The organism is Bacillus sp. 5w2 (assembly GCF_054353775.1).
On the sequence record NZ_JBTIWT010000010.1, the window covers coordinates 92,985 to 105,257 of the forward strand.

Consider the following 12,273-nt stretch of genomic DNA (forward strand, 5'->3'; position numbering starts at 1 on the left):
GGCCCTTTTCTTTATATTAATTGTCCATCTCGAAGCGTCAATATACGATCACATACATCAAGCATTCTTTCATCATGCGTAATCATAATGGCTGCTTTTTGACTTTCTTTCACTTCGCGTTTCATCATTTCAACAACTTCACGCGCACGTTTTGAGTCTAAGCTTGCCGTTGGTTCATCCGCTAATATTAAATCTGGATTGTTCATGAAAGCACGAGCGATTGCTACCCTTTGTTTTTCTCCACCAGATAGTTGATTTGGATAATGATTTTTTCTTTCTCCTAATCCAAATGCTGCTAATAAGTGATCCGCACGCTTTTCAGATTCTTGTTTGTTTTCTTTTTTCAGCTTAGCAATGTAAAGTAATTGTTCTTTTACATTTAAATATGGAACAAGATTTGCGAATTGGAAAATGAAACCGATTTTTTTCAAACGAATGTCTGTCATTTCCTTTTCTGATAACTTCGTAATATTTTGCTCACGAATGTAAATATCCCCTTTTGATGGTGATAATAAAGCACCCGCGATTGATAATAATGTACTTTTCCCTGATCCCGAAGGACCGACGATTCCGATAAACTCTCCAGCTTTCACATCAAGCGACATCGGATGAAGGGCTGTTACTTCCGTATTCCCTTCTCCGTACACTTTACTTACTTTGTCTAATTTTAATAATGAAGTCATTACATCCCGCCTCCAATTGCTTCTAATGCATCAACTTTTAATACTTGATATAACGAAATAAGTGTTCCTAAAATACTAATTACGATAAAGATTGCTGCATATTGTGCAATCATCGGTGTTGTTAATAAGAACGGCATACCTGCTGGTAAAATTTGTTCTAATCCTTGTACAAGAACAATGCTGATTACCATCGCCACAACTGATAAGAATAACGCCTGTACGACTAAGCTATTTGCTAAATAAGAGTTCTTTGTACCAATTGCTTTTAATACACCTAATTGCTGTGTTTTTTGCAGTGTAATGACGTAGAAGAATACACCGATTAGTAACGCAGCGATAACAAGTAAGAACGCAATGATCATCGTTAATGTTCCTTGCTCTTCTTTAAATCCTGGAATACTTTGTAATACTTCTTTTTTGTCGATAACATGTGCATTTTTAATGTCTTTATCTGTATTCAGCGCAATTGCACTATAATCTTTTTGGTTTGGTTGTGAAATAGCACCCCATACGTCTTCATTTACATAAACGACTGGTGTATGGCTAAACATTTGATCTTTCGTAAATCCAACGATTTTAAATTCTTTCTTTGAAACAGGATCGATAATTGTATCTCCAATATCGATTCCTTTTTCTTTAATTGATTCATCAGCAACCATTTCGTTGTTTGCTGTACCTAATTTCTCACCTTTTACAATTTTCGGTTCTAAAAATGAATCGCGTTCACTTGAGAAAATAGCAACATCAACTTTTTTCGAACTGTCTTTCTTTTCATACGTTGAAACTTTCACACGGAACGGAACGGCCTCTTTCTCGCCTACTTGATTTACTACGTTATTTACATCATCTTGCTTAATTTGTGAACGAAGTAATTTATTTTCCGCATCATCTGCTAAGACGAACTTATTTGCCTCCATATTTTGAATCGATGAAGCATTATCATATGATAATCCATTTGCTAATCCTGAAATAACAAGAACTAAAAATGATAATAACACCATAATCAGTCCGATTAATCCGTATCTTAATTTTGATTGTTTTAATTCACGCAGAGCTAAAAACATTTCGCTCGCTCCTTCCTCTTTCTTTCTATGCACTCATCATAAAAAAGAAATATGAACGGAATATGAACAGAAGATTACAGAGGATAAGATTAAATTTTCAGAAAGTATTGAAAATAATTTGAATCCTTGATACAATTCAGTCAAATAATATTGACCGAGTAATTTTATTTGAGGAGTTGATCATTTTGAAGCCCATGTTAACACTAACTACTTATAGCCAACTAAAAGCAATAAGCGATCCACTACGTGTCGAAATGATGATGCGTCTATGCGAACGACCTTATACAGGACAACTACTATCTGAAAAATTCGGCATTTCAAGGGCTAAAATTCATTATCATTTAAAAGAATTAGAGAAGAATGGTTTTATAGAAATTGTTTATACAGAAGAAAAGAATGGCATCGTTCAAAAGTTTTATCAATCTGTCGCTAGAGGTTTTACCCCTGCTGCTGAACTATTACCTCATTTAGAAATATTAAGTGAATCAGGTCGCCAAATCTTTTTACAAATGACAGAAAGAACGAAAAGCCATATTCTCGCTGCACCAGAAGAAGCTTTTACATTACGAAAAGTAAGCGAAGATCCAGCTGAGTGGAATTACGTTTCGTCTTGCTGGGAGTTTGATGCAACGCCAGAACAATTTCAAGTATGGGTGAAAAAGTTTCATGAATTAATGGCTGAATTAAATGAGATTGCAAAAGACGCAGATAAAGATCCAAATAGTAAATCTTATTACATTTCTACTACTGCACTACAAATCGATGAGCGAGCAATGCAGCGCTTTGTGAAAAAAGAAGAGGAATAAACTTGTCGGTGTTTGTCGATAAGTCGATATCCCCTGTCGAAACGTCGATATATTTCATTTTGCGTCGATATAGTTTCATTTAAAAAAAATCGTAATACGATTTTTTTTTACAACAACGGTCAATTTTATTTTACCGAATAAATTTATTATAAAGGAGTAGATAAAGTGGACATATTAAAAAACCGGAATTTCCTCTTATTGTTTTTAGGGAGAATTTTTACAAACATAGGAGATAGTTTGTACTATGTAGCGGCGATGTGGCTCGTATATAAACTGAGTGGTAATCCTTTCTATTCTGGATTAGCTGGTTTCCTTACATTATTACCTTCTGCACTTCAATTTCTTACTGGACCATTCGTTGATAGATGGTCAATCAAAAACACTCTCGTCATCACACAAGTCCTGCAATGCATTCTTATTTTAATCATTCCTATTACACACTACTTCGATCTATTAACAGTTCAACTACTACTCATCATTATGCCCATCGTAGCCTTTATCGAACAATTCGCCTATCCCGCACAATCAAAAGCTTTACCACTTCTACTGCATAAAACACAATTATTAAAAGGTAATTCACTCTTTTCATTTGCGTATCAAGGCATTGATTTAATTTGTACGACTCTTTCTGGCATATTAGTAGCACTACTTGGCGCAATCACTTTATATGTGATCGACTCCTTAACATTCGCGATTACTGCCCTTCTGTTCTTTTCATTAAAAATGCCAAAGCAAACCGAAGCGGGCACATCGCTTTCAACTAAGCAATATTTCTCCGATTTAAAAGAAGGTTTTTCAATCGTCTTTCGTTCCTTAATGGGTGTCTTCTTAATCGGTTCAGTTGTTGCTAATTTTTCTATCGGTATGACGATGGCCATACTCCCTTCTTTCGCTGACTCTTTAGGAGGCGTGAAATCATATGGCTTCTTCTTAGCTGCTATATCAGCAGGTAGTCTCATCGGTGCTTTATTCAGTTCATGGGTTGGCAAACGTAATGTTGGCCGTGTCTCCATTATTAGCTTTGCGACTGGCGCTATCTTTTGGTTTCTCTCTACCATTGTACCGTTCCAATGGCTGTCTATTCTCTTATTCGGCTTAGCTTGGATACCAATTGGTGCGACCAACATATTATTTGCGACAATTAGTCAAATTGTAATTCCAAATCAATATATTGGACGTATCAACTCAGTCATGCGAAGTATGGGCACAATTGCTATGCCGTTCGGTTCTTTAATTGGCGGATACACGGCAAATGTATTTAGTAGCCAACTCATTTTCGCGCTCGCTAGCATCGGGATTTTATTTATTTCTCTCGTATGGCTACTTCATCCAAAATTACGGGCATTACCGAAAGCTGATGAAATTACAGCGGATACTTTTGGGGTTCGGTTTAAAGAAGAGTGCGGGAAAGGTGCGGCTTTATAACAGAAACAAACATAACCCCGTTCTAAATTTGGAACGGGGTTAAACATATAGTTATTTAATTTTGAATGAAAAATACTTCACTAAAAATATAACAATAGCACCAACTAAAACGTTCAATTATCGATTTGATGGCCAAGACCCCTGCATTTTCCTTAATTGAATAATTTGGCCTGTATGATAAGCATCATGAAGCATGATATCTAGTAATTTCCCCTCAAGTGAATTTTGTTCAACCTCTTTTTCAGAAATTGCACTCAATACATGTCTTAAATTACGCTGAGCATTTTCAGAACGTTCAACAACTTTCTTCCATTCCTCATCATCATTGGATTGCTTAGTAAGATAAAAGGTGTCATTACCGTCAAGATTATGTTTCCATTCACGACCTTCTAAGTTTGCAGCAAGCCTCTCTTTGTAATAAATGAGATGATTAACGTTCTCCCAAATGGTATTCGTTTCCTCACCAGATGGTTTCCACATAGCCTGTTCGGCTGTAAGTCCTTCTATAGCATGTTTAAACGGTGCATACCAACTCTCTTTATCGAATGTTGAATCTAGTACGTTTAATAACAAGTCAATTCGTTTCAAAGTAATTTCCTCCCTAAATAGTTAAAGTCTCAATAAAATCCTTATAACTCTGTAGAGATTCTACATGTTTAAATAAACTTCCTCCTGAGCTCACTCCACAAACTCGTCCGATTATGTAATGAAAATGACTCACATTTTTTCACTTTACACGTATACTAGAAACCAAAAAGAAGAGGCCCTTCCGAAGCAGCCTCTTCCATCTATTTCGGAAGCTCAACCTGAACGGTCGTCCCTTCCCCTTTCGTACTATACACTGAAACATTTCCATTATGCAGTTCCACAATCTTCTGCACAATCGATAATCCTAAACCACTACCTTCTACGTTTCTTGCTCTTGCTGTATCTACTTTGTAAAAACGTTCAAAAATACGATCCATTTCTTCTTGCTCCATACCGATTCCGTTATCTGATATAGAGATCATCACACTTGATTCTAATTCTTCTACAACAAATTCAATCGTTCCAGCATCATTTGAAAACTTAATGCTATTCGTAAAAATATTGCTCCATACTTGATGAAGTAAGTTTTCATCACCTTGTATTGTAATGTCCGGCACATCAAATTCAACAGCAATATCTTTTTCACGCCATTTCCATTCGAGCATAAAAATGACGTCTTTAATTTGCTTCTGCAAATTGAATTCTTTTATTTGTAATACTTTCTCTTCTTTATCTAAAGAAGCGAGCGTAAGTAACTGTTTACATAAACTAGACATTCGCTTACTTTCGCCCTCAATAATTCGTAAGTAATGATTTCTTTCTTCTTCACTCATCTTTTCTGATTGCAATGTTTTCGAAAAACCTTGTATAGAAGAAAGTGGCGATTGAAATTCATGCGAGACGTTCGAAACAAATTCTTGTCTCATTTCATCTAATTCTTTTATACTCTTCGTCATCTTCTGGAAGCTTGTAGATAACGTACCAATTTCATCTTTTCGTTTTACATCTAATTCAATTTCATATTTACCACTCGCAATTTTTTGCGTAGCCTTCGTAAATTTACGAATGGGACGAACGATGTAACCTGCTGCAATCGCTATAAAGATAATACTTAATAGTACGATAAATCCAAGTAATACCGCTAAGAAAATTCGCATCTCGCCAAATTGGTTCTGAATGTCGGGACGAATAAATAAAGCGTACTGTTTATCACCGTGTTGCACTGGTACACCGACACTATTTATTAATTCATTATCGAAAAATCCTGTAATAAATAAGCGCGTTGGATATGTGGAAACACCATTAAACGTTTCCCCTTGTAATACTTTATGAACTGTATCGTCGCTAATAGACGTCTTACGAAACGCATTTCCGATACGCTTTCCATTCTTTTGATCATCGACAATATAAATTTCATATCCTAATTTCGCAATAGAATGTAAATACGTCTCTTTATTTTCTTCACTTTGCTTTTCATATAACGATTTAACTTCCTCAGCGTACTTTAAAATCTTTTCACTGTTATACGGTTTTAACTTCACTTGATAGTACACATTTGTTAATAAAAAACCGATAATACTACTAAGAAGCATAATCCCAACCGTCATAAATACAAATCTAGAGTATAGTGATTTCATTTTATTTCAACTCCAACTTATAACCGAGTCCGCGCACCGTTGTAATGTGAAAATCGTCTGTTCGTTTTGAGAAACGATCTCGTAGTCTCTTCACATGAACATCAACTGTTCGTTCATCTCCTTCAAAATCCATTCCCCATACTAATTCAATTAATTCTTCTCTTGAAAATGTTCTTCCAGGATAACTAGCAAGTTGTGATAATAACTCAAATTCCTTTAACGGAAGTAAAATCGTTTGACCGTTACACTTCACTTCAACACCTTTACGATCAATTGTCGTTCCGTGAAGTGTAATAATGTCAGCACTCAGCATTTGATAACGACGCAATAATGCTTTCATACGGAAAATGACTTCAGCTGGTTCAAATGGCTTTACAATATAATCGTCCGTACCAGAAATGAATCCTTTTTCTTTATCGACTAACTGATCCTTTGCTGTTAATAAAATAACAGGGATATCATGATACTTACGAATTTCTTCACATAACGTATAGCCATCAACGAACGGCATCATAATGTCTACTATCGCAAGATGAATGTTTTCCTTCTCTAATACTTCTTGCGCTACCTTCCCATCTTCCGCTTCAAAAACTTTAAACCCCTCTTTTTGTAAATGGTAATGTAGTAACTCTCTAATATGCTTATCATCATCAGCTAATAAAATATGTATCATCTTCATTAAACCCTCTCTCGTTCATCCTTCTACATCACTACATTAAGAAACAATTGAATTTTTTGCAAGAAAAAGAAAAAGAATCTATTTTGAAAAAAGATTATTCAAAATAGATTCTCACGTTTTAGTATTAAGATTATTTTAATGAAAAGTAATTTCTACGCTTTAGAAATATCAACGAATCCTTCTCCAAATACGTCACGAACATCGTGTATAGCGATGAACGCAGCTGGATCTGTAGTTTGAACAATCCGTTTTAGCTTGACTACTTCTTGCTTATTAATAACAACATAAAGAATTTCCTTCGGAGTTTTCGTGTAATAACCATGACCTGAGTACACAGTAACCCCTCTGCCCATTAAGGTAGTTACCTTCCCGGCAATTTCATTCGGGTTATCAGAAATAATCGTAATGGCTTTCTTCGGATTTAAACCTTCAATTACAAACTCCATCACTTTCGTTGCTACATATAGCATAATAATTGTTATCATCAGTTTTTCTGCACCAATGATGAAATAAGATGAAAACGCAACAATTAAATCGAAGAACAGTAAACCATAGCTAATGCTCCATCCTAAATATTTATGCGTCATCCTTGCTAAGATAGTAGTACCTGCTGTTGTTCCGCCAACGCGAATAATAAGACCAATCCCGCATCCGATAAATATTCCACCGAAAATGGCATTTACGAGCATTTCATCAGAAGCAATCGTCCATCCTTCTGTTAAATGAAGAAATAGCGAGTTCGTAACTACAGCGATGATCGTATAAATTGTTGTGATCTTATTCAAAAATTTATAACCAGCTATTAACAATATCGCATTTAAAATTAAGTTAACTAAGCCTGGTGACCACTCAAATAAATAGTACGTAATAATCGTGATACCTGTTACCCCGCCCTCACCAAACTCGTTCGGAATAACAAACAAATTGACACCTAACGCAAAAAGAAATGCACCGATAATAATAAAAATAATGTCTGTCGTTCTTTTTTTCATACAGTACCTCACTTCTTATGTAAATATTTATTCTGTCATAAACTCTCACTATTATATCGTGGAATATTCAAATCGAACAGTGGTTTATTTTTATTTTAATATAGGATGATAAAACAACTTTATCCTATATCCACATGTAATTTAAAAAGTAAAACAACTGTATTTATTATGTACTACAAGTAAAGTTTTGATTTCACATGCAGTTGATGCTAAAAAAATGAATATGAACACTCACTCGCACAAACTTCGAATACAAAGCAAATAGGCGAAGCTATAGAATAGACTTCGCATCAAACATTTGATCCCAGAGATTTATATTCATACATTCCAGAAATAAATTTACTTATCTTTCTCCATATATTCTTTAATCTTTCGTTCTTCCCACTCTTTTCCGAATATCCCAACTGGAAAAGTTGTCAAACCATGTATAACGATACCGATCCCCCAACCTCCAAGTGGATATAAAAACCATAATTTACTTGAATCAGAACTTATATTTATGAAAAAAAGCATTAAGTTAACTAGTATATACACCGTTAAATGAATATAAAACGCTTTTAAATTCTCCACCCTTTTTTTAGCTCGTAAATAATTCTCATCTCGCTCCATATATAAACACCTCTTTCATTATTGTATTTTTTAATTCGCTCCGATTTAAACATCATATTCAAATCGGAAATCCCTTATTCTCAATAAAATACAAAACAAAAAAGTACCCATCAAATAATCATACACATGATCATTTGATGGATACTGCATGATACATTTGTTATTTACAGAAGTCTAATTAAGACCAAATCCAAACATCATCATTATTTTCAACACTGCTCTTTACCTCATAAACCTTTTCGATATGATCCGTTGTGTTCCAGTTAATAGAACTGCCGCCCCAGCCCACATACTTCATATCAACTTTCACTTTCTCACCCGTTTTAAACACTTGCCCCTTTGTTAAGAAAACATCAATAATAACTTTCTTCCCGTTTAGCGATGGATATTCAACTACGACATATGTAGTAGCACCGTCTCCCTCATCTTCCATCGTTCCTATTTTTGATACTTCACCAATTACATAATCAGGAGAACCGTCTTCTTTCATATGCATGCCCAACTTGTTTGTTGTATTTTCAACTGCAGTTGCAACCATATATTCTGTAAAATTACGCATCATAGATCCAGTAGCTTTTACTTCATCCCCTACTTTCACATTTGAAAATGAATCCATATATACACTAACAGGTTCTTCGTATTGCTTAGATTTTACAACAATTACACCGTTATCTACTTCTACCACTCGTCCTTCTAATGTTGAGAAATTCGATTCAATAGAAGCAGCACTCGCTTTTGTTAGTTCTAACCCTGGTAAATTCGTTCCTGATAATGCTGCGATCCCTAAAGCACCTGCTAAAATTATTTTTTTCATACCCATATGTAACCTCTCCATTCATGATGATTTTATTTTTGATTGGTATCGACCAACCTGTAACTATTATAGTTACAAGTTGTAGGAAATAGCAACCATCTTTCTTATGCAATGTTGCATACTGTAACTTTTAAATATGCAGCAAGAGGACTAAATTCTCGAATTATAATAGTTAATTTAATTCAAAGCTAAAATAACCTTATGGGCACGGTATAAAGAAATTAAGAGCCGCTTTCGGTCCTAAAGTTAGCGAATAGCTTTATAAAAACTCAATCAAAATCTATTCAACGAATTGAAAAATGAACCATGTCGAATTTTATTTTCATAAATTTCAAATTTCAAGGAGGTTTTACAAAATATTACACAGAATCATTCGTATATCGTAATATAATCGGTAATTTTTTACGATTTATTTCATTTTATCTACCACGTTTAGACAAAATGGAAAACCATAGCAAAAGGAGAGATATAGATTGAAAAGAAAAATTAGTACAGCTGTTGTAGGTTTATCGGTATTCAGCTTTGGTCTTTTTGGTATAAATATTGGGGATGGCGGCGTTGTAAAAGCGGAGCATGGCGATGTTCCTGCTCCTAAACTAGAGAGCCATGCTGATCTTCCTGCCCCGAAATTAGAGGGACATGGGGATTTCCCTGCTCCGAAACTTGAGAGCCATGCTGATTTCCCTGCCCCGAAATTAGAGGGACATGGGGATTTCCCTGCTCCTAAACTAGAGAGCCATGCTGATCTTCCTGCCCCGAAATTAGAGGGACATGGGGATCTTCCTACTCCTAAATTAGATTCACATGGAGATTCATGGGCTCCTGCTTATGATCATGGAAGACCTCCTATTTCATCATATAATAAAGGGGATACTTGGGCTCCTGCTTTCAATATTGGCGATACTCCTGCTCCGAAACTTGAGGGGCACGAACATTTCCCTGCTCCAAAACTAGAAGCTCACGGTGAAACTATTTAACACACACCCCCCTAGCTATATAACTAGGGGGGTTATCTTTTCATCCTATTCAGACCTCATGCATACTTTCTCAACTTTTATTTTAGTACTGTGCATGTGACATCATTTTATTAAGATTCTATAGTTAATTATGATCCCTTTCCCCCAAAAAACATGGACAATACTATAAAAACATATAGATTGACAAGTTTAAAAATTCAGAATATTATTTATCAAGAAAATATTCCATATAATTACTTTTTATTATGTTACCATTATAGTTACAATTATATAGAAAAATATACAAGGGGGCTAATATGAACATTTCATTAAAGGGACATACGTATACAACAAAACATTTAGAAGCTTGGTACCATGCAATCTTAACGCAAAACGTTAAGGAAGCACAAATTCAGTTTCAAGAAGCTAAAAAAGAACATGAAGAAATGCTTTTGAAAGAAACAGAAACATTTCCACTTTATCACTTATATTACGCATTACTCCAGTTCCGACATACAGCTCTGACAGATGGACTATCAATCACGAAAGATAGTTTTCAAATCATAGAAGACCAGGAAAAACCAGAAGATAAACATTTATCTTACCTATATCATTATTATAAAGCGATTCATTTTGCAGCAATTAATCATTATCAAGAAGCAGAAGAATATTTCTTAAAAGCACAAGCACTTTTATCCGGACACAGCCAAATTGAACAAGCTGATTTCTATTACCGATACGCTGCTTATCATTGTCACCAACAACAACCAAGTTTTGCGATTGTAAATGCTTCTAAAGCATTAGAATTTTTTGAAACGCAACACGGATGTGAAAGAAATATTTCATCCTGTTTAAGTGTACTTGGTGCTTCTTATGTAGACGTAGGACATTTTGAACAAGCTGAGGAAAGCTATAACAAAGCGTTAGATATTCTCCAAAAATTAAATGAAGAATCATTACAACTGTATGTGCGCGGTAATCTAGGTCATCTATATGCTAGCCAGAATCTTTCTGAAGAAGCGATTCGTCACTTGACACAAGTTGTTGAAAAAATCCCATCTCACTACAAAGCTATATTCTTACTTGCACAAGAACATGAAAAATTAGGACTTATCGACAAAGCAAACCACTACATTAAAATAGGGAAACAACTTATTTCTGAACTTGGTAATGAAGAGCACAAACATCACTTTGCTATATTAGAAGCTTTTACGAATCAAACTGAATTAGACAAAATTGAACCGATTGTTTTAGAAGGAATTGAATACTTCAATAAAGAATCTTTATATATCTATGTTTCTGAGTATCTTGAAAAACTAGCTCTTGCGTTTTATAACAAACAACAACATGAAAAAGCAAGTTTATACTTCTTTAATAGTACAATAGCAAAAAAATCAAATGAAAGAGGGTTAAAGAAATGAAAAAAACAATTGGTAAAATCGCTTTAGGTATTGCATTTACGGGTATTGCTGCATTTGGCTTAAACGCAGGTTTCACAAATCAAGCTGGACATACTCACTTCCCGTCTCCACCAGCTCCTTCTTTTTCTGAGGGCCATACTGGCGGCGCTCCTGCATTAAACATCGGTGACACTGGTGGGGCTCCTGCTAATTCTGAACATGGTACAGGTTGGTAAGTTAACAAAATTAAAATCTATTTAGATTACCATTTTCATATACTTACAAGGAAACCATTCGATGTAACGAATATTATGTATATACATGATTTCTATTGTGATACACTCTACCCGAGAGAAATTTCCAATACATATGTGGTTTTCAAGTCTAAAAAATACACCTAGTAATTAGGTGTATTTTTATTTTACCTCTCTATCTAATAATTAAAGAATACTCCCCTAAAAATCCCAACAAAAAAACCGAAGAAACTACCTATGCCTCAGACACTTAAAGTACTACGAACGTTGCGATTTTTAGTGACACTCCGTATCCAATCTCACTTTCATCCCAAGTGCCTAAAGGCGATAGCTTTCTTATTCAGGAAAAGCTGTAACCTCTCCATTCATGATGATTATATTTTTTGATTGGTTACGACCAACCTGCAACCAAAATAGTTACAATTA

Annotated in this window: 13 protein-coding genes; 5 read left to right on the forward strand and 8 right to left on the reverse strand. The window is 34.9% G+C overall.

The genetic code is table 11. The annotated features are described in order from the left end of the window. Positions 1-11: 11 nt before the first annotated feature. Positions 12-683, reverse strand: coding sequence for an ABC transporter ATP-binding protein (locus ACXY7N_RS17475; RefSeq protein ID WP_016512575.1), 672 nt, complete (start codon positions 681-683; stop codon positions 12-14). Beyond that, positions 683-1,747, reverse strand: a complete 1,065-nt coding sequence (locus ACXY7N_RS17480; RefSeq protein WP_016087195.1) for an ABC transporter permease — start codon at positions 1,745-1,747, stop codon at positions 683-685. The genes ACXY7N_RS17475 and ACXY7N_RS17480 overlap by 1 nt, the downstream gene beginning before the upstream one ends. 185 nt (positions 1,748-1,932) lie before the next feature. Between ACXY7N_RS17480 and ACXY7N_RS17485 the strand changes: the two genes are divergently transcribed. Continuing rightward, positions 1,933-2,553: an ArsR/SmtB family transcription factor gene (locus ACXY7N_RS17485; RefSeq protein ID WP_016087194.1), complete on the forward strand. Its 621-nt coding sequence runs from the start codon at positions 1,933-1,935 to the stop codon at positions 2,551-2,553. A 165-nt stretch (positions 2,554-2,718) separates the two neighbouring features. After that, positions 2,719-3,978, forward strand: a complete 1,260-nt coding sequence (locus ACXY7N_RS17490; protein WP_353811153.1) for an MFS transporter — start codon at positions 2,719-2,721, stop codon at positions 3,976-3,978. 117 nt (positions 3,979-4,095) lie between these two features. Here ACXY7N_RS17490 and ACXY7N_RS17495 read toward each other — a convergent pair whose 3' ends face one another. From ACXY7N_RS17495 to ACXY7N_RS17520, 6 genes are all read right to left on the reverse strand, one after another. Continuing rightward, complete coding sequence (locus ACXY7N_RS17495) at positions 4,096-4,566, reverse strand: DinB family protein (protein ID WP_016134906.1); 471 nt, start codon at positions 4,564-4,566, stop codon at positions 4,096-4,098. 200 nt (positions 4,567-4,766) lie between these two features. Beyond that, positions 4,767-6,143, reverse strand: coding sequence for a sensor histidine kinase (locus tag ACXY7N_RS17500; RefSeq protein ID WP_000839488.1), 1,377 nt, complete (start codon positions 6,141-6,143; stop codon positions 4,767-4,769). A 1-nt stretch (position 6,144) separates the two neighbouring features. Beyond that, entirely contained in the window at positions 6,145-6,822 is a 678-nt protein-coding gene (locus tag ACXY7N_RS17505; RefSeq protein ID WP_000781965.1) for a response regulator transcription factor, read from the reverse strand. A 152-nt stretch (positions 6,823-6,974) separates the two neighbouring features. Beyond that, on the reverse strand, positions 6,975-7,814 hold the full coding sequence (locus ACXY7N_RS17510) for a YitT family protein (protein ID WP_000747488.1): 840 nt from the start codon (positions 7,812-7,814) through the stop codon (positions 6,975-6,977). A gap of 339 nt (positions 7,815-8,153) precedes the next feature. Then, the gene (locus tag ACXY7N_RS17515; RefSeq protein ID WP_000438995.1) at positions 8,154-8,423 is read right to left on the reverse strand and encodes a 2TM domain-containing protein; all 270 of its coding nucleotides are present in this window, start codon (positions 8,421-8,423) and stop codon (positions 8,154-8,156) included. Between the two features lie 178 nt (positions 8,424-8,601). After that, the gene (locus ACXY7N_RS17520; RefSeq protein ID WP_016134908.1) at positions 8,602-9,243 is read right to left on the reverse strand and encodes a F0F1 ATP synthase subunit alpha; all 642 of its coding nucleotides are present in this window, start codon (positions 9,241-9,243) and stop codon (positions 8,602-8,604) included. A gap of 467 nt (positions 9,244-9,710) precedes the next feature. On the opposite strand from ACXY7N_RS17520, the gene ACXY7N_RS17525 reads away from it, so the two are divergent. The 3 genes from ACXY7N_RS17525 to ACXY7N_RS17535 all read left to right on the forward strand — a co-directional run bounded on the left by ACXY7N_RS17525 (position 9,711) and on the right by ACXY7N_RS17535 (position 11,829). Next, positions 9,711-10,214 (forward strand): hypothetical protein, encoded by a 504-nt coding sequence (locus tag ACXY7N_RS17525; RefSeq protein ID WP_353811150.1) that lies wholly within the window; start codon positions 9,711-9,713, stop codon positions 10,212-10,214. 296 nt (positions 10,215-10,510) lie between these two features. Beyond that, on the forward strand, positions 10,511-11,614 hold the full coding sequence (locus tag ACXY7N_RS17530; RefSeq protein ID WP_088084502.1) for a tetratricopeptide repeat protein: 1,104 nt from the start codon (positions 10,511-10,513) through the stop codon (positions 11,612-11,614). Then, positions 11,611-11,829 carry a hypothetical protein gene (locus ACXY7N_RS17535; RefSeq protein ID WP_016134911.1) on the forward strand — a complete coding sequence of 73 codons (219 nt, stop codon included), beginning with the start codon at positions 11,611-11,613 and terminating at the stop codon, positions 11,827-11,829. The genes ACXY7N_RS17530 and ACXY7N_RS17535 overlap by 4 nt, the downstream gene beginning before the upstream one ends. The last annotated feature ends 444 nt before the right edge of the window (positions 11,830-12,273 follow it).

Bases quoted from the DNA above. Each gene is read 5' to 3' on its own strand.
- ACXY7N_RS17505 (WP_000781965.1), bottom strand. From the start codon at position 6,822: ATGAAGATGATACATATTTTATTAGCTGATGATGATAAGCATATTAGA.
- ACXY7N_RS17500 (WP_000839488.1), bottom strand. From the start codon at position 6,143: ATGAAATCACTATACTCTAGATTTGTATTTATGACGGTTGGGATTATG.
- ACXY7N_RS17480 (WP_016087195.1), bottom strand. From the start codon at position 1,747: ATGTTTTTAGCTCTGCGTGAATTAAAACAATCAAAATTAAGATACGGA.
- ACXY7N_RS17530 (WP_088084502.1), top strand. From the start codon at position 10,511: ATGAACATTTCATTAAAGGGACATACGTATACAACAAAACATTTAGAA.
- ACXY7N_RS17515 (WP_000438995.1), bottom strand. From the start codon at position 8,423: ATGGAGCGAGATGAGAATTATTTACGAGCTAAAAAAAGGGTGGAGAAT.
- ACXY7N_RS17520 (WP_016134908.1), bottom strand. From the start codon at position 9,243: ATGGGTATGAAAAAAATAATTTTAGCAGGTGCTTTAGGGATCGCAGCA.
- ACXY7N_RS17535 (WP_016134911.1), top strand. From the start codon at position 11,611: ATGAAAAAAACAATTGGTAAAATCGCTTTAGGTATTGCATTTACGGGT.
- ACXY7N_RS17475 (WP_016512575.1), bottom strand. From the start codon at position 683: ATGACTTCATTATTAAAATTAGACAAAGTAAGTAAAGTGTACGGAGAA.
- ACXY7N_RS17510 (WP_000747488.1), bottom strand. From the start codon at position 7,814: ATGAAAAAAAGAACGACAGACATTATTTTTATTATTATCGGTGCATTT.